A 16,912-nucleotide genomic window follows, 5' to 3' on the forward strand; every position below is an offset into this window, starting at 1 on the left:
TCTCATTTCATTTTTCATAACGGTGGCTACCTGATTCCCTGCTGGGCTCAGTTGCCTTTTTATGTAATAACTTTTTGCTGCAGCCTTTTTGTTTAACAGGCAGTTACTCGATCCTATTAGAGTCTGCCGCTTAAACCACTAAAATTCAGTGTTTAAACACAAATAAAATTATTCTAAGATGGTATAGGTTTTTGAACTTTAAAAAGAAGCCTAAAGTTAAAGTACAAATTTTCATATTTAAAGCATTACTATAGGGATTTGTAACTTTACTTTTAGCCAAAATGAGAAGAAGTTTTACCGCGGGCCGATGGTCAGGAGTGGGTGTGTTGTTTGCAATGGCTGCAATTGCTAAACCTGTTGTCGCACAGCAAGTGGAAATGGGTAGGCTCGTCACCACCTATACCCAAGATTTTAATTCGTTGCCATCTACAGAAGGTACAGCTGAGTTGGGTGTTAATGCGTTTATTCCTGATGGTTGGACGGTTCATAGGTCAAGAGCCGGAACTACTATCAACATTAATAATGGCTCATCTAATACAGGTGGTCTTTACAGTTATGGACATACAAATTCGACAGATAGAGCACTAGGTGGTATTACTGCAGAGAAGCCTGGTGAGTTTACATATAACTTATTGCTGCACAATACCTCTGGCAGAACAATCACAGCACTTGACATTGCATTCGCTGCCGAACAGTGGCGAGTTGGGAGCACAAATACAGATGTGCAAAGGCTGCTCTTCACATATGCCGTTGCAGAATACTCTTCCTCTTTTAATACAACAGTTAAGCTCAATACACTTGGCTGGACCACTGTTTCTTCCCTTCAATTTAACAGTCCCCTTTACAAAACTAAAGCCGGCCACTATGATGGCAACTCACCTCAAAACCGAAAAGAATTCTCCTATACCTTGCCTGAGGCTATACCTGATGGATACTATGTCATGCTGCGCTGGTACGATCCTGACGAGTTAGAACAGGACCATGGACTAGCCATTGACGACGTAAAAGTTACTTGGAATTTCGAACCTGATTATATCCCGCTTCCAGTAGAACTTACCAAGTTTACAGCTCATGTAGTAGCCAAAACTGTTGAGTTAAACTGGACTACAGCCTCTGAGCAGGACAGCCGCCATTTCGAAATAGAGCGCAGTGCTGATGCAAAGCATTTCACGACACTGGGTATTGTGAATTCTAGGGGCACGACGAGTTTAGTCACGCATTATAATTTTCACGACCGAGAGCCACTCTTAGGCACGTCGTACTACCGACTCAAGCAAGTAGACGAAGACTTGACTTATACCTATACAAACATAATTGCTGTAACAAATCAGCAGGCCAAAGCAGCCTCAGTATACCCAACGCTCGCACAACAGGAGCTAAAAGTTGAGCTTCCGCTTGCTCACTTAACTTACGACGCGGCTGTGTATGACAAGATGGGGCGAGTGGTACTGCGACAAAGTCTGAAGGGCTATACCCACTTATTGGATGTAAGCCGCCTAGGTTATGGAAATTATACCTTGGTTCTCTTGAATGAAATGGGGGAGAGGCAAACCTTACGGTTTTTGAAGAAATAGCTATACCTGCCACAGGTATAGAAGCAGAAGGGCCAGCTATCTCTAGCTGGCCCTTCTGCTCTGTATAAGCTGCTGTTATTTTAAACAGAGAAGCTATCGCCGCAACCGCAGGTACGGGAGGCATTCGGGTTGTTAAAGTAAAAGCCCTTGCCATTCAAGCCGTCCGAAAAGTCAAGTTCGGTGCCAGCTAGGTATAGGAAACTCTTCATGTCTACCACTACCTTGATGCCTTTGTCTTCGAACTCTTGATCCATTGGCTTCACCTCGTCGTCGAAGTCGAGGTTGTAGGAGAGTCCGGAACAACCGCCTCCGGCTACAGATGCGCGCAGGCGAAACGTATCGTCGAGCTGTGCGTCTTGCTTCAGCTTCAATACTTTCTCTTTTGCTTTATCTGATACTGTTATCATAACAATTCTATCTTTAAGATACCGGATTCAGCACCACACTGAAAACAGTGATTGTGTTCATGTCGCGGCCAAAGTATAACTTGTCAAGCGCCTCGTACATATTGCGGGCTCGGAAGTAGGAAGTATTCAACTCCTTGTCTCCACGAGTCATCCACTGCACGGTATAAGGGCTCTCTTTTTCTTTATAACTCTGCACGTAGTCCAGCATTTTACGGAGCGCGTCCACTCTGTCATACCCAATTTCCGTGTGGAAGAGGAACGACTGCAAGTGGCGCGGGTTTACCGTAATCAGGTCCAGACGCACTTTGTTATCCATCGGTCTGAATTCGAAAAGCAGACTGTCACCGCTTAATCCTAAGTGGTTTTCAATCTGCTTTTGAATGCGTGCACTTTCTACGTGCACATCGGTCGTTGACTCCATGCGTGAGTCTGTGTCTTAGTGGTGAGACTTCGGCATTTCCAATGCTGGAAGGCCGTTCTTTACTCTGTAGTCGTTGATGGCAGACTTAATGGCGTCTTCGGCCAGCACAGAACAGTGAATTTTCACAGGCGGTAATGCCAGTTCTTCCACGATGTCCATGTTGTCGATGGAAAGGGCCTCGTCAACAGACTTGCCTTTCAGCCACTCGGTAGCCAGCGAAGAAGAAGCGATTGCAGAACCACAACCGAAGGTCTTGAACTTCGCATCAGTGATGATTTGGTTTTCGTCAACTTCGATTTGAAGGCGCATTACGTCACCGCACTCAGGCGCACCTACTAGGCCAGTACCCACGTTGTTCTTCGCCTTGTCAAGCGTTCCAACGTTGCGTGGGTTGTTATAATGATCGATTACTTTATCTGAATAAGCCATAGCTATTTATAATTACTAGTTTTTAATGATTAATGAATAATAATGGGGGAGAACAATTAATCATTATTCATTCCCCATTATTAATTAAAATCTTAATGTTCCGCCCACTCGATTGAGTTCAGGTCGATGCCTTCTTTGAACATCTCCCACAGTGGCGACATTTCGCGCAGTTTGGCAACAGCCTCTTTCACGTGGCCGATGGCGTAGTCTACTTCTTCTTCAGTTGTGAAGCGGCTCAAACCGAAACGCAGCGAAGAGTGTGCCAAGTCGTCACTTAATCCTAACGCTTTTAGTACGTAAGAAGGTTCTAATGAGGCTGATGTACAGGCAGAACCAGAAGATACGGCGATGTCTTTCACACCCATCATCAAGCCTTCGCCTTCTACATACTTGAAGGAGATGTTAGACACGTGCGGCAGACGGTGCTCTACTGAACCATTCACATAAGATTCTTCGATTGTCAAAAGTTCTTTCTCCAGACGGTCGCGCATAGCAGATAGACGGGCTGCATCAGCTGCCATTTCTTGCTTGGCTAATTCGCAGGCTTTGCCCAGACCAACTATACCTGTAACGTTAAGCGTACCAGAACGCATGCCACGCTCGTGTCCGCCGCCGTCCATCTGGGCGGTTACTTTCACACGTGGATTTTTGCGACGAACATACAAAGCGCCAATACCCTTCGGGCCGTACATTTTGTGGCCAGAGAAAGCCAAGAGGTCGATACCGTCAGCTTCCACGTCCACAGGAATTTTGCCTACTGCCTGCGTAGCGTCTGTAAAGAACAGCACACCGTGCTTCTTGGCAATGGCAGAGATTTCCTTGATCGGCTGGATAACGCCAACTTCGTTGTTGCCATACATGATCGAAATCAGAATGGTCTTGTCGGTAATCGCTTCTTCCAATTGCTTTAGGTCAATCAGACCTTCTGCGTTCACAGGCAGGTAGGTTACCTTGCCACCGATTTTCTCGATGTGCTTACAAGTGTCCAGTACCGCTTTGTGCTCCGTGGTAGCCGTAATGATGTGGTTACCTTTAGAAGCATACATCTCAAACACACCTTTAATAGCAAGGTTGTCTGACTCTGTAGCGCCCGAAGTGAAGATGATTTCTTTTGGTGAACAGTTGATAAGTGAGGCAATTTGCTCACGTGCATAGTCAACAGCCTCCTCGGCATGCCAGCCAAATGCGTGGTTACGGGAAGCAGCGTTGCCAAACTTGCTAGTGAAGTATGGCATCATGGCCTCCAGCACACGTGGATCCATGGGCGTAGTGGCGTTGTTGTCTAAGTATATCGGGAATGTTAGCATATCACTATTTTTTATCTCTTTTTGTACTGTTTGAATAACAGTTGTGAGAAATTATTAGTTTTGAATTCCCTGCAAAATTAACAAAAAAAGGTTACTTAGACTAATTACAAATTGAAAATGGTAAACGTAGAACATATAGGTATAGCGGTTAAAAATTTTAGCGAGGCAAATGCCCTGTATTTTAAATTGCTGGGCGTGGAGCCTTATAAAACAGAGTTTGTGGAGTCAGAGGCTGTAAACACCTCTTTCTTTAAAGTGGGCGGCACTAAAATAGAGCTTTTGGAAGGCACAACGCCTGACAGCGCTATCAGCAAGTTCATCGAGAAGCGCGGCGAAGGCATACACCACATTGCGTTTGAGGTGGAAGATATTCTGGCTGAAATGGAAAGACTGAAGGGAGAGGGCTTCATTTTACTGAACGAAACACCCAAAAAAGGCGCCGACAACAAGCTAGTATGCTTCGTGCACCCCAAAAGCGCCAACGGTGTGCTGGTAGAGCTTACGCAGGAGATTCGTTGAATGGTTGAAAGGCTGTGCCACTCACAGCCATTCAGCAATTAAACAATTTAACCATCAAAAACTATGAAACACTTTCTGAAAGAAGTACAGGCGGCAGAAGACGAGTTGCTGGTTGGAAACGTCATCCTATACCCGACCGATACGGTTTGGGGCATTGGCTGTGATGCCGAAAATGCGAAAGCTGTCAAGAAAATTTTCGAAATAAAAGAGCGCGAGGAGTCGAAGTCGATGATCGTGCTGGTGAGCGACGTGGCCATGCTGCGCCGTTACGTGCGTGATTTGCCGGAGGGCTTCGAAGAACTGGCTGGGGCACAGGAGCGACCTACGACCTTTGTGCTGTCAGGTGCACAAAATCTACCCAAAGAGCTAGTGGCTGAAGACGGAAGCATAGGTGTTCGCATTGCCAAAGACGAATTCTGCCACCGCCTGATGCAGCAAATCGGTAGGCCGTTGGTGTCAACTTCTGCCAACGTGAGCGGTGAGCCCTCGCCACGAACTTTCGCCGAAGTGTCTGATACGATAAAGGAGCGGGTCGACTATGTGGTGCAGTGGCGGCGGGATGAGGAAGTGGAGTCGCAGCCGTCTCGGATTATCAAGATTGATGAAAGCGGTAGGCAGACCATAATCAGAGAATAAGTTTAGGTATAGCATCCTTAGCATCGACAAGTTATACCTTGATTGGGTGCATCTCACCAAATTTTGCCTCCGCTCTAAATTTATCTCTTTATTTTTGTGCCTCGGGTGTGCGGGTATGCACTCCCCGAGGTTTTGATTTTTCTGAATGGATACGATAAAATTACCAGAGCACCCCATATTCGATACCGTGGCCGCAGCGGCTGCGGAAGTAGGCGTAGAAGCTTACGTGATTGGGGGCTTTGTGCGTGATTTGGTCCTGAAAAGGCCTTCTAAAGATATTGACGTGGTATGCGTGGGCAATGGCATTGAGTTGGCCGAGCGCGTGTCGCATAAGCTGCCGCATAAGCCTAAAGTGTCGGTTTTCAAGCATTTCGGTACGGCCATGCTGCGCTCCGGCGAGTGGGAAGTAGAGTTCGTAGGCGCCCGCAAAGAGTCTTATGTGGAGCACTCCCGCAAACCCGAAGTAGAGACCGGCACACTGGAAGATGACCTGAAACGCCGGGACTTCACCATCAACGCGCTAGGTATAAGCCTGAATGAAGGGAGCTACGGACAGCTGATTGACCGCTTCGATGGGATAAAAGACATGAAGCGCAAGATCATCCGCACGCCGTTGGAGCCGGGCATTACATTCTCCGACGACCCCTTGCGTATGATGCGGGCCATTCGTTTTGCCTCCCAACTTAACTTCGACATCGCTCCCGAGACTTTCGACGCTATCATCGACAACAAGGAGCGCATCAAAATTGTGTCACAGGAGCGCATCACCGATGAGCTGAACAAGATCGTGCTTTCCCCGAAGCCCTCTTACGGTTTCAAATTGCTATTTGCGTCAGGCCTTTTGCAGCTGATTTTCCCGAAAATGGCGGAATTGCAGGGCGTAGAGACTATTAAAGGGAATTCGCACAAGGATAATTTTTACCATACCCTGCAGGTGCTCGACAACGTGGCTGAGGTGTCGGATGACCTATGGCTGCGCTGGTCGGCCATTATGCACGACATTGCCAAGCCTGACACCAAGCGCTACCACGAAAAAGTGGGCTGGACCTTTCACGGCCACGAAGAACGCGGCGCCCGCATGGTGCCCAAGCTGTTCAAGGACTTGAAACTGCCCCTAAACGAGCACATGAAGTTTGTGCAGAAGCTGGTTCGACTGCATTTGCGCCCCATCGCGCTTGTGAAAGACACCGTAACCGACTCAGCTATACGCAGACTCCTGTTTGAGGCAGGCGACGACATTGACGCATTAATGAAACTTTGCCGCGCCGACATTACCTCCAAAAACGACAGCAAAGTAAAGCGTTACCTACAGAACTTTGATAAGGTTGAAAAGCGACTGATAGAAGTAGAGGAGAGCGACAAACTGCGCAACTTCCAGCCAGTGATTACAGGCGAGATTATCATGGAAACTTTCGACCTGAAGCCGTCTAAAACGGTAGGGGAGTTGAAAGAGGTACTGACGGAGGCGATACTGGAAGGGACTGTTAAAAACGAGTTTGGCGAAGCCTTCGCTTTTCTCCTTAAAAAGGGAGAAGAGATGGGGCTTCGCCAGGTAAACTCACCAAACAACTAAACAAACAAATCACTCAGGTATAGAACCTGTAATAGGGTATAAAGTTTTATTTTGTACTAAAGGGCAGGTATAGGAACTATGCGGACTGGCGTACTTGATTGTCCTCAGGGCATTAGGCGCAACAAGTGAGCAAATACTTTCGAATTGAGACAGAATTAAGCATCGATACTGTTGGGCACAGGCTTGTCTATTCGTACATCTGGAAAGTTACCGTGTTACTGGTTTTAGCAATACCATAATTTTCTTCATCTCTGAAATTCACCACACCAGATTTTATTGCTTCTTTATCTTCTCTAAGTTCCTGTGCTAGCTTTCCAATTTCTCGAGAAATTTGTTCTTTTTTCGCAGGAGTATAATCATCAAATTTGGGGTCGATATTTGATACAATCAATTCATTATTGTTTTTAATATTTATTTCAACTTTCTCTGTTTCATATTTTTCGGATATAGATTTTTTCAGTCGATTCATATATTTAAACTCTCCAGTCATTTCCGAACAGCTGAGTAAAGTAACTAGCAGAATCAACAGGACTACGGAAGTACATTCTTTCATTATTCTGGTTGCAGTATATCAATAAAGATTTTTTTAAGACTTACGTCCAACATGTATGTTATAGGTATATGAAAGGGATAAACCAAACGGCTTATCCCTTTTTTTGTAAACTTGCTACAAGCGTGAGATCTTGCTGGCACCCGATACATCCGTCACTACATTGCTTGGATTGCCTTTGTAGCGCACTTTGCTGGCACCCGATGCATCGGCGCGGAGGGTATTGGTAGCATGCACATCGGCAGAACAGGCGCCTGCGGCTTCAATCTCCACAGTGTTGGCTACCAATCTGGTAGCGTCCAGTTTACTAGCGCCTGCAATATCCATGTCCACGTTATCGGCACGTCCTGTGAATGTGCTTTTAGAGGCCCCTGCAATATCTGCTTGAAGTCTGTTCACATTCACATCCACGAAAGCCTGTGTCGCACCTGTCAAGGCAAGGTTTAGGCTGTTTGTTTTGATGTGTCCGATATCAGCTTTGATGGCACCGCTCAGGTCGAGGCTGCGCAGCTCAGGCACCGTCACTTGAATCAGTACTGTTTTCTGTCTGTCGAAAAGCTTGAACGTTCTGTCTTCGTGTTCTATCACCAGTTCACTGCCTTTCTTTGTGATTTCAAGTTTCTCCAGATCATCCGCATCGCCGCTAGCCGTCACACTATAATTGCTGCCCTGCGTAATTTGCACGTGATAAGCACCATTTACCGTGATGGCGTCAAAATCGCTGAAATCGAAGGTTTGTTTGTTAGAGCTATACTCCGACTCGTTCATCAGCACGCTTCCGCCAGCACCCATGGTAGCAGCAGAGTTGTAAGTAAAGTCGTTATCGGCAACGTCGAGCGTGTCAGCCGCGCAGGTGATACAGGCAAGTCGGTCGCCTTTTACCTGCCAAAGGTTGCGGAGGGTCTTTTCGCGACTATACTCTTCTTCGAAAGCACTGCTTGGCATCATGCGGAGGAAGTTGTTGGTCAGGCGCAGTTGCTTGTCCTGCGGTATCATCAACGTCACGTCCATGCGCTGGCTACGGTAAGCCGCTCCTGATGCAAACTCGAAGCCGTCATCGAAACGGATGGTGGAATCGTTCTGCACCACGCGGTAGGTTACCATGCGGGCATTTTCCTGTGCTTCAGCTTCGGTTTTTCCTTTGGCCTGCAGGCGTTGCTGTACTTCTACATTAGAGCCGTCGTGGCCCTGCACATCAAAGTAAATGCGATTTTCATAAGAAGAGTTCGTGTTATACCCATCCAGTGTGATAGTTGGGTATGGCCCCACCGGGAAAGACTGCGTTGTCACCACTTCGCCTGAGCGACGGAAGTTTTCAGCGTGCCCCGCAATGAAGGCAATCATGGTGAACAAGCTAATCAACCAAATGCCGAACAAAGACCAACCTACCAATGGGCGCATAAAGAAGCGTTTCGCCAATAGGCCGATGGACAACAAAATCAGGAACAAAATAGGGATAAGACCTACAAAAAAACCTGCCACCAGTCCGAGCCGGGGAAAGCCCTCCAGAAATACGGAGGCCGGTAAATCACCAGTATTAAACCAAATCTGATTATCTACAATGCCCAAAGACACAAACAGGGAAGTGAAAAGCGCTACCGTCAGCCCCAGTGAAATCACCAACAGGGTGATACCGGCAGCTACTCTGATCAACGTGATCAGGACGGCAAGTATCGGCCCAAGCGCACGGCCCAACCAGTTAATTATCTGCGAAATGATGCGAAAAGGCAGTAACAGCACCTTTGCCGCAGTGCTTTCCTCTCCATCATGGTCCTTTATGTTCAGATTCTCTTTCAGCGTGTGTTCAATGCTGGCCAGTGTAACCGGGTTTCCCTGCATCTGCATACGCTCGGTGAGGGTGGCTGCCTCTGGGACAGCTACCCAGAGGATGATATAAGCCAGCAATCCGAATCCGCCCGCGAAGATAAGGGCAAGGAACAGGATGCGGATAACGGCCACATCTACGCCGAAATACTTGGCGATGCCGCTCGCCACGCCTGCCAGCTTCTTGTCTGCCGGGTCGCGGAACAGCTTTTTCACCGTGATTTCAGGCAAGGAGTAGTTCACAGGCAGCGCGATCCAGAGGATGATGTAGAGAATCAGACCAAAAGAACCCGATATGCCGTCGGTGATAGGCGTGCCGATAACCAAGAACACGAAGATCAGACGGATCCAAACAGGGTCTACGTTCAGGTAGTTGGCTATACCTGCCGACACACCGCTTACTACCTTGCGGCTCATGTCGCGGTACAAGCGTCTTGGCCCAGCTGCAGTAGCAGCAGCGGCTGCGCCTCCTGCATCAGCGAACTCTGGCCTAGGAGCGCCGGCGGTGTATGCCTGTCTGGCATGCGGCATTTCTTCTTCCATAGGCTCGAGTATCTCGAAGTCGGTCACGTCACCCATCTGTGCGATCAGGGACTGTACGTCCTCCATCGTGATGACCTGTTTGCCCGGAGAAAGGCGCGTTGAAAAGATCTCCGCGATACGTGCCTCGATATCGGCCACGATCTCCTCGTGCCCTTCATAGCTCGAGAAGTAGTGACGAATAGAGGTAAGATAGCGGCTCAGTTGCTCATACCCATCCTCCTCAATGTGGAAGATGATGCCTTGCAGGTTGATATTTATGTTCTTTTTCATGATTACTGCGCTTTCTTGTTTTGAATGATGAACTCGGTGGAAGCTACCAGTTCGCCCCATGTTTCCCGGAGTTGTTCCAGAAATGTGCGTCCGGTCTCGGTCAGTGTGTAATACTTGCGGGGTGGCCCAGAGGTAGATTCGACCCAACTGTAGTCGAGAAGCCCCGCGTTCTTGAGGCGAGTAAGGAGAGGGTAAAGAGTCCCCTCCACTACTATCATCTTGGCAGCTGTCAGCTCCTCCAACATATCGGACGCATATACCTCACCACGAGAGATAATCTCCAGTATGCAGAACTCCAGAATTCCCTTCCGCATCTGCACTTGTGTGTTTTCTACTTTCATGATGATTCCGTTTAATGTTGAAGCAAAGATATTAAAAGGTACTATGTAAAACAAGGTACTGTTTAAAAATAATTACGAAACTTTTTTCAAAGGGTTTAAGCGGCAGCTATTTGTGGATAAAAATGATTATTTTTGGGTGAGAAAAAATGTCGCTCAAATTCAACTAATTCGTTTATTATAGTGTTAGGAGGCAGATTGCCAGACCTTGAACGGTGTTTCTCACCTCAGAAAATGAGGGAATTATTTTTTTTGGAAGAGCTTTGCTGATACCGTATTCCTGTGCCTATGAACAGATTTACCCTTCTTTTCTTTTTGTGCATCCTGTTTCTATGGGCCGGTAATGCCGACGCGCAGGTATCCACGCCTAAATACAGCAATGAGTTCCTGAACATTGGGGTAGGAGCCCGTGCTCTTGGAATGGGCAACGTGCAGGTTGCTGTTGCAGATGACGCCACGGCTGGGTTCTGGAATCCGGCAGGTTTACTGCAGCTGCGCAATAAGTATAACATCGCCTTAATGCACTCCGAGTTGTTTGCAGGTATAGCTAAGAACGACTTCGGCAGTTTTGCCATGCCTATTGATTCGAATAGTACACTGGCCGTTTCGGTTATCAGACTGGGGGTGGATGATATTGTGGATACCCGCAGGCTGCAGAACGAGTATGGCTACATCCAGTATGATAGCATTCGTTTCTTCTCCGTGGCTGATTATGCCATGTTACTTTCCTATGCCCGCAAAAGCAACCTTATACAAGGCTTAACACTGGGCGTGAACGCTAAGATTATCTACCGTAACGTAGGTGAGTTTGCCAACGCTTGGGGCTTCGGTTTCGATGCAGGTGCCCAATTACGCCGCGGTACGTGGCAATTCGGTGTCATGGCCAAGGATGTAACGACCACCTTCACGGCTTGGACCCACAATGTAGAGGCACTTGAGGCGACTTACCAGCAAACCGGTAACGATTTGCCAGAGAGTACGGCTGAGCTTACCTTACCGCGATTGGTATTGGGAGCCGCCAAAAACTTCACTTTTTCCGACAAAATAACTGGTATACTGGCCACCGACGTAGACTTTACTTTTGACGGCAAGCGCAATGTGCTGCTCAAGTCTGACTTTGCCTCTGTGGATCCGCATGTAGGGATGGAATTAGCCTATGCCCAAACTGTTTTTGTGCGCGGAGGTCTGAACAACTATCAGCAATTCCGGAATTTTGACGGGGGCACGTCTTCCAAGGTACAGCCAAACTTTGGGGTTGGCTTCGAGAACAACGGACTTAATATCGATTTAGCCATGTCGCGCATCAACGGACGTGACGGCAACACGGCCAATGCGGGCGGACTCTATTCGATCATCATTTCGCTGGGATATTCTTTCAATTAAACATATACGGTTCTAAGTTTTACAGCCGATGAAAATAAACAGACTCTTACAACAGTTTTTACTCGTTAGCGTGCTGGCATTCGGTATGCAGGCAACGGCACAAGCCCAGTCGCCGACACCCTATGGCAACGAGTGGATCGACTACAACAAAACCTACTATAAACTCAAAGTTGTAAACACAGGCCTCCACCGCCTTAGCCACGGTTTTCTGGACAGTTTAGGATTGGCCGGCACCAACCCGCAGCACTTTCAGCTTTTCAGAAGAGGCAAGGAAGTCGCCATCCACGTAGCTGGTGAGGCCGACGGTCGATTGGATACGCAAGATTTCATTGAGTTCTACGGCGAGCGTAATGATGGACGACTGGATCAGGATCTTTATAAGAATCCGGCGCATCAGCCGCATCAGTTGTATAGTTTATACACAGATACGGCTGCCTATTTTTTGACTGTTAATCCTACCGGTGGTAAGCGGATGCAACAAGTGAATCCTTCTCCGGCGGGTAAAACGCCAGAGCCGTATGTCTTGCAGAAGGTGACGCAGTTTTTTACTCAAACATACAATAGCGGTAAATTTCATGGAGATGCCTTATTATCATGGATGGATGAGGGGGAGGGTTATATCTCAACACCAAGGAATGTGTCAGCTAATTATGATATAAATTCTATTGTAAATGTAGTGGAGACTGGTCCAAAACCACAGCTGGAATTTACAATAAATAGTGTGAGTAGTGCTTCTCCAATTACGCACAAAGGTGTAATCAATCTTGTAACACCTTCGGGAACATCCAAAACTTTATCTGAATATAGTTTAACAGGGGCTCGATACAAAAAGGAACAGTTCATACTTGAGTTCTCCGAGATATTTTCTCAAGGTAAAATAACACTTCAAGCAGTGCCAGAATCTCGTCCGCCTCATCCAACTACTGGACTAGCTGATGAAAGAAATAGGATTGCATTTTCTTATGCTACGGTAATTTTTCCGCAGAAAGCTATTTATAGTGGTAGTCCAATGTTTTATTACACGGATTCATCTCGAGTTGATAATCCGTACTTTGTATTCTTGAATTCAAATAGCTCGATCGTCTCGTATGATGTTACAAATCCTTATGAAGTAATAAAAGTTGAAGGCCATAGCAATGGACAGTCTAAAGGATTTGTGATAAATACGCAAGGTAGAACTCGTCAAATACTCCTTACTAACTCTTCAACTCCTTTAAAACCGAGAGGGAAAGCTGAGAAGGTTACTTTTAGGCAAATAAGCTCTGATGCACATAATTACATAATACTAACTAATAAGAGGTTAATGAAACCTATATCGGGCTCATCGAAATCAGGGCCTATTGAGTATGCAGCCTACAGAGCATCTGCTCAAGGTGGGGGGTATGACACGTTACTAGTCCACATGGATCAAATCGTGGATCAGTTCCATTATGGAGAGTATTCTTCAAATGCCATACGTAAATTTATGGCTTACATGATGACTTCTAACCGTCAAAAGCATCTTTTTATTATCGGTAAGGGGATGAAATATGCAGCATCAGACTTTAGAAGTGTTGATAATAATAACAGCAGAGTCAGTCTGTATCATGTCGGCTTAAGATATAGTAAAGCTTATGAAGTTGATCTGGTGCCGACAGGTATGTTTCCATCCTCAGATGTATTCTTTACAGCAGACTTTAGAAACAATAGGTATGAACCTCGGGTTCCTACGGGGCGCCTGCCAGTAACCCAACCTGAGGCAATTATTGATTATCTTAATAAAGTTAAAGAATATGAGATGCTTCCTGAAGGACTAGCTTGGCGTAAGAATATTTTACACCTTGGTGGTGGAAGTACTGATACTCAGATAAAAGATATAAAAAGCTGGTTGGATATTTATAAAAATATTGCTGAGGGTCCCTATCTAGGAGCCAATGTGGTGGGTAAATACAGACAAGGGGTTAGTGCCTATCCTGATCTAATAAATGTATCAACAGAAGTGAATGCTGGTTTATCTATGATTACATTTTTTGGACATAGCTCAGCTTCAACTAGTGATCTTGAAATTGGCTTTGTGTCGCAAAATGTATATGGTTATCGAAATAAGGGAAAATATCCCGTTATTTTGATGAATGGTTGTGGGACCGGAGACGCATTTATTTATAATTATAAGTCTTTTGGTGAAGATTGGTTACTGACCCCTGATAGAGGTGCGATTTCATTTATTGCTCATGCTCATACAGGAGGAGACCACCCCTTGAACCATTACTCCCTAAATTACCACCAAGTAGCTTTTAAGGATGAAAAATTTTATGGAAGTACAATTGGTGAAATTCAAAAAGAAGCTGTTAGGCGTTCAGCTGACAAAGCTAATGATCAACAATATGTTGCCACTATGACCCAAATGGTGCTTCAAAGTGATCCAGTCATTAGGCCTTATGCACCCAGTAAGCCCGATTATGCTTTCAATAATTCAAGTTATTCAATAAAGGATAAAAATGGTGATATAGCTATTTCTTTATCAGATCCATTAGTGTTAAGTGTAAATGCTGTAAACCACGGGAAGGCTATCCAAGATTCGATAAATGTATCTGTTAAGCGTATCCTGCCTAATGGTTCAGTGCTAAATCCTTATATTATCAAAGTAAAGCCTATTTATTTTAGTGATCAATTAGAATTGGCCTTACCCAATACTGATACTACAGCATCAGGGATGAATAGGTTTGAAATCAAATTAGATGCTACAGATCAAATTGCAGAGCTTAGTGAAACTAATAATGTGCTTCAATTACAACACTTTCTTCCTAAATCAGGAATCTCAGTATTAGCACCTATAAATTACTCCATCGTGAATAGCAGTAATGTGAATCTAATGGTGCAATCAACTCAAATGGGTTCTGAGCCTAAAGGAGTGTACTTCGAACTTGATACAACAACAACATTTTCCTCTGCTCTTAAGCGCTCTCATACAGCTGTTGCTAGTATTATGCCTTCATGGGAAGTTAATTTACCTATTCAGCAAAATGCGGGAGATAGCACGGTCTTTTATTGGCGGGCTCGATTTGAAAATTACGCTCAAGGTGAAGATACAGTTTGGGTACAAAGCTCATTTAGGTATATACCTAATAACGATGGAGGATGGTCACAAAGTCATAAAGATCAATTCAAGGAGTCTGAAGTTGATGGTGTTAGGATTAGGAATGGGGCAAATAACTGGGAGTTTGATCCATTATATGCTAACATTGAAATTCGGACAATAGGAGGTGATGTAAGGTACGGACAACCTCCTTATGGTATATTCATAAATGGCACAGTAGCTTCACATAATGCATGCGGCAATTTTCAGGCATCGTCAGCCCCACGTATGTATTTTTTTATGCTTGATAAAGAAACATTGGAAAGAAGTGTAGTGCCGGGATTTGCGGGCTGTAAATGGATACCAGATATGTATCAATTTGGAGATCTAAATAATCCTACAGTAAGGGCTAACATGCAGCGGTTTTTAGAAGGTATCCCTGAAGGAAATTATGTGTTAGCAATAAGTATGAATAAAGTACCTTTCGAAATTTTTTCACCTGAATTGAGAGCTGCTTTTAAAAGTATAGGATCAGATCTAATACCTAATGGTATAGTTAGTGGTAAACTGAAAAATGGTTATCCCTATGCTATAATTGGTCAAAAAGGAGCTACTAGTGCCATAGAAGAAAGTACGGCTAACTTAGATGATTCAACTTCGCCTACTAGTCAGGATATTTTGATTAGGACTACATTGCAGTCTAAAGTACAAAAAGGCTCTATCACTTCTACTCTTATAGGTCCTGCCTTGAGTTGGGGTAGCCTACATTATAACATCGAACGGTATAAGACGGGTAATGATAGCTACAAGCTGAGTCTATTTGGCATTGATGCTGAAGGAAATCGCGCGTTGTTGAATGATGAAGTAACATCGAAGACACTTGACTTGAGCCAAGTAAATGCAACTCAGTACCCCCATTTGCAGCTGCAGGCTCAGCTAACTGATACAGAAAACCGAACAGCGCCACAGTTGAAACAATGGATGGTTTATTATCAAGCAGCTCCAGAAGGGGTGATAAGGCCTGACTTGGTAGAAGTGAGTGAGAAAATTTTAACGAGACAAGCTGAGCGGGGTCGGATCGAAATGCCCATGGCTTTCCAGAATGTGACGCCTTATGCGTTCCGCGACTCTATTACGGTAGAAGTGACTTTAACAGGCGAAGGAATGGAACCGCGGGTGTCACGGTTCAAAATTGAGGCCCTCGGAGGTAATAAAACAGCCATGTTCAGGTATACAATGTCTGCGCTCGAACTAGATGGCAACTATAAGCTGACCATGTACGTGAACCCGCAATTGCAGCCAGAACAACAATACCAGAATAACATTTATGAAGTGAATTTTGCTGTGAAATCGAAATTACACCCAATAATGGATGTGGCTTTTGATGGGGTACATATCATGGATGGAGAACTAGTCTCGCCAAGCCCGCTGATTAGCATTACGATTAAAGATGAAAATAAGCATGTATTCTTAGAAAATGCAGATGCAATGCAGGTCACGCTTGATGGACCAAACATGCTCGATTATGACGTAATAAAATCTGCTAAGTCAACTGAACTAAGCATAAGCCCGGCCGATGAAAAGAATGACTTCCGGTTCGAATACAAACCAGAACGCTTAGAAAATGGCATTTATACCCTAGAGGTAAAAGGAAAAGATGTTACAGGAAAAGATTCGGGTGTTTCTCCTTATAAAATCAGCTTCGAAGTAGAAAACGAGTCTAAGATTACTAACTTCTATCCATACCCAAACCCATTCTCTACGAAGACACAATTCATCTTCACCTTAACAGGCGGTGTGATTCCAGACCAATTCAAAATCCAAATTATGACCGTGACAGGTAAAGTCGTGAAGGAAATCATGCGGGAGGAAATAGGGCCGATTCGTATTGGTAACAACAAAACGGAGTATGCCTGGGATGGCACCGATATGTATGGCGACAAACTAGCGAACGGTGTATACCTGTACCGTGTCGTGATGCCGAAAGAAGCTGAGGAAATGAAGCATATCTGGAAGAAAGGTGATAAAGGCTTTGTGAACGGCTACGGCAAGATTTACATTCTGCGTTAAGGAAAATTAGCAG

At 45.3% G+C, this 16,912-nt stretch carries 13 protein-coding genes; 6 read left to right on the top strand and 7 right to left on the bottom strand.

Annotated elements, in window-relative coordinates:
• Positions 1-281 precede the first annotated feature (281 nt).
• Positions 282-1,574, top strand: a complete 1,293-nt coding sequence (locus Q1A04_RS14065) for a T9SS C-terminal target domain-containing protein (protein ID WP_299707146.1) — start codon at positions 282-284, stop codon at positions 1,572-1,574.
• An 80-nt stretch (positions 1,575-1,654) separates the two neighbouring features.
• Here Q1A04_RS14065 and Q1A04_RS14070 read toward each other — a convergent pair whose 3' ends face one another.
• The 4 genes from Q1A04_RS14070 to Q1A04_RS14085 form a co-directional block, all read right to left on the bottom strand.
• The gene (locus Q1A04_RS14070) at positions 1,655-1,981 is read right to left on the bottom strand and encodes an iron-sulfur cluster assembly accessory protein (protein ID WP_007656691.1); all 327 of its coding nucleotides are present in this window, start codon (positions 1,979-1,981) and stop codon (positions 1,655-1,657) included.
• A 13-nt stretch (positions 1,982-1,994) separates the two neighbouring features.
• Complete coding sequence (locus Q1A04_RS14075; protein WP_299707154.1) at positions 1,995-2,402, bottom strand: hypothetical protein; 408 nt, start codon at positions 2,400-2,402, stop codon at positions 1,995-1,997.
• Between the two features lie 15 nt (positions 2,403-2,417).
• On the bottom strand, positions 2,418-2,831 hold the full coding sequence (iscU, locus tag Q1A04_RS14080) for a Fe-S cluster assembly scaffold IscU (RefSeq protein WP_018478387.1): 414 nt from the start codon (positions 2,829-2,831) through the stop codon (positions 2,418-2,420).
• Between the two features lie 92 nt (positions 2,832-2,923).
• Positions 2,924-4,138 carry an IscS subfamily cysteine desulfurase gene (locus tag Q1A04_RS14085; RefSeq protein WP_299707162.1) on the bottom strand — a complete coding sequence of 405 codons (1,215 nt, stop codon included), beginning with the start codon at positions 4,136-4,138 and terminating at the stop codon, positions 2,924-2,926.
• A 117-nt stretch (positions 4,139-4,255) separates the two neighbouring features.
• Here Q1A04_RS14085 and mce point away from each other — a divergent pair, with 117 nt between their 5' ends.
• The 3 genes from mce (at position 4,256) to Q1A04_RS14100 (ending at position 6,866) form a co-directional block, all read left to right on the top strand.
• Positions 4,256-4,657 carry a methylmalonyl-CoA epimerase gene (gene mce, locus Q1A04_RS14090; protein WP_196116171.1) on the top strand — a complete coding sequence of 134 codons (402 nt, stop codon included), beginning with the start codon at positions 4,256-4,258 and terminating at the stop codon, positions 4,655-4,657.
• A 63-nt stretch (positions 4,658-4,720) separates the two neighbouring features.
• Positions 4,721-5,293, top strand: a complete 573-nt coding sequence (locus Q1A04_RS14095) for an L-threonylcarbamoyladenylate synthase (RefSeq protein WP_299707175.1) — start codon at positions 4,721-4,723, stop codon at positions 5,291-5,293.
• A 145-nt stretch (positions 5,294-5,438) separates the two neighbouring features.
• Positions 5,439-6,866, top strand: coding sequence for an HD domain-containing protein (locus tag Q1A04_RS14100; RefSeq protein ID WP_299707178.1), 1,428 nt, complete (start codon positions 5,439-5,441; stop codon positions 6,864-6,866).
• Positions 6,867-7,053: 187 nt separating this feature from the next.
• Here the strand turns inward: Q1A04_RS14100 and Q1A04_RS14105 are convergent, their stop codons facing one another.
• From Q1A04_RS14105 to Q1A04_RS14115, 3 genes are all read right to left on the bottom strand, one after another.
• Positions 7,054-7,335, bottom strand: coding sequence for a hypothetical protein (locus tag Q1A04_RS14105; RefSeq protein WP_299707180.1), 282 nt, complete (start codon positions 7,333-7,335; stop codon positions 7,054-7,056).
• A gap of 198 nt (positions 7,336-7,533) precedes the next feature.
• Complete coding sequence (locus Q1A04_RS14110) at positions 7,534-10,053, bottom strand: DUF2807 domain-containing protein (protein WP_299707182.1); 2,520 nt, start codon at positions 10,051-10,053, stop codon at positions 7,534-7,536.
• A 2-nt stretch (positions 10,054-10,055) separates the two neighbouring features.
• Complete coding sequence (locus Q1A04_RS14115; RefSeq protein WP_299707184.1) at positions 10,056-10,394, bottom strand: PadR family transcriptional regulator; 339 nt, start codon at positions 10,392-10,394, stop codon at positions 10,056-10,058.
• Positions 10,395-10,679: 285 nt separating this feature from the next.
• Here Q1A04_RS14115 and Q1A04_RS14120 point away from each other — a divergent pair, with 285 nt between their 5' ends.
• A complete protein-coding gene (locus Q1A04_RS14120) occupies positions 10,680-11,774 on the top strand; it encodes a PorV/PorQ family protein (RefSeq protein ID WP_299707187.1) in 1,095 nt (364 codons plus the stop codon).
• A gap of 28 nt (positions 11,775-11,802) precedes the next feature.
• The gene (locus Q1A04_RS14125) at positions 11,803-16,899 is read left to right on the top strand and encodes a C25 family cysteine peptidase (RefSeq protein ID WP_299707190.1); all 5,097 of its coding nucleotides are present in this window, start codon (positions 11,803-11,805) and stop codon (positions 16,897-16,899) included.
• Positions 16,900-16,912: the final 13 nt, after the last annotated feature.

The sequence above is a fragment of the uncultured Pontibacter sp. genome, assembly GCF_947499215.1.
In the GTDB taxonomy this organism is placed as follows: Bacteria; Bacteroidota; Bacteroidia; order Cytophagales; family Hymenobacteraceae; genus Pontibacter.

Bases quoted from the DNA above. Each gene is read 5' to 3' on its own strand.
- Q1A04_RS14100 (WP_299707178.1), top strand. From the start codon at position 5,439: ATGGATACGATAAAATTACCAGAGCACCCCATATTCGATACCGTGGCC.
- Q1A04_RS14070 (WP_007656691.1), bottom strand. From the start codon at position 1,981: ATGATAACAGTATCAGATAAAGCAAAAGAGAAAGTATTGAAGCTGAAG.
- Q1A04_RS14115 (WP_299707184.1), bottom strand. From the start codon at position 10,394: ATGAAAGTAGAAAACACACAAGTGCAGATGCGGAAGGGAATTCTGGAG.
- Q1A04_RS14105 (WP_299707180.1), bottom strand. From the start codon at position 7,335: ATGAATCGACTGAAAAAATCTATATCCGAAAAATATGAAACAGAGAAA.
- mce (WP_196116171.1), top strand. From the start codon at position 4,256: ATGGTAAACGTAGAACATATAGGTATAGCGGTTAAAAATTTTAGCGAG.
- iscU (WP_018478387.1), bottom strand. From the start codon at position 2,831: ATGGCTTATTCAGATAAAGTAATCGATCATTATAACAACCCACGCAAC.
- Q1A04_RS14065 (WP_299707146.1), top strand. From the start codon at position 282: ATGAGAAGAAGTTTTACCGCGGGCCGATGGTCAGGAGTGGGTGTGTTG.
- Q1A04_RS14095 (WP_299707175.1), top strand. From the start codon at position 4,721: ATGAAACACTTTCTGAAAGAAGTACAGGCGGCAGAAGACGAGTTGCTG.
- Q1A04_RS14120 (WP_299707187.1), top strand. From the start codon at position 10,680: ATGAACAGATTTACCCTTCTTTTCTTTTTGTGCATCCTGTTTCTATGG.
- Q1A04_RS14075 (WP_299707154.1), bottom strand. From the start codon at position 2,402: ATGGAGTCAACGACCGATGTGCACGTAGAAAGTGCACGCATTCAAAAG.
- Q1A04_RS14085 (WP_299707162.1), bottom strand. From the start codon at position 4,138: ATGCTAACATTCCCGATATACTTAGACAACAACGCCACTACGCCCATG.
- Q1A04_RS14125 (WP_299707190.1), top strand. From the start codon at position 11,803: ATGAAAATAAACAGACTCTTACAACAGTTTTTACTCGTTAGCGTGCTG.
- Q1A04_RS14110 (WP_299707182.1), bottom strand. From the start codon at position 10,053: ATGAAAAAGAACATAAATATCAACCTGCAAGGCATCATCTTCCACATT.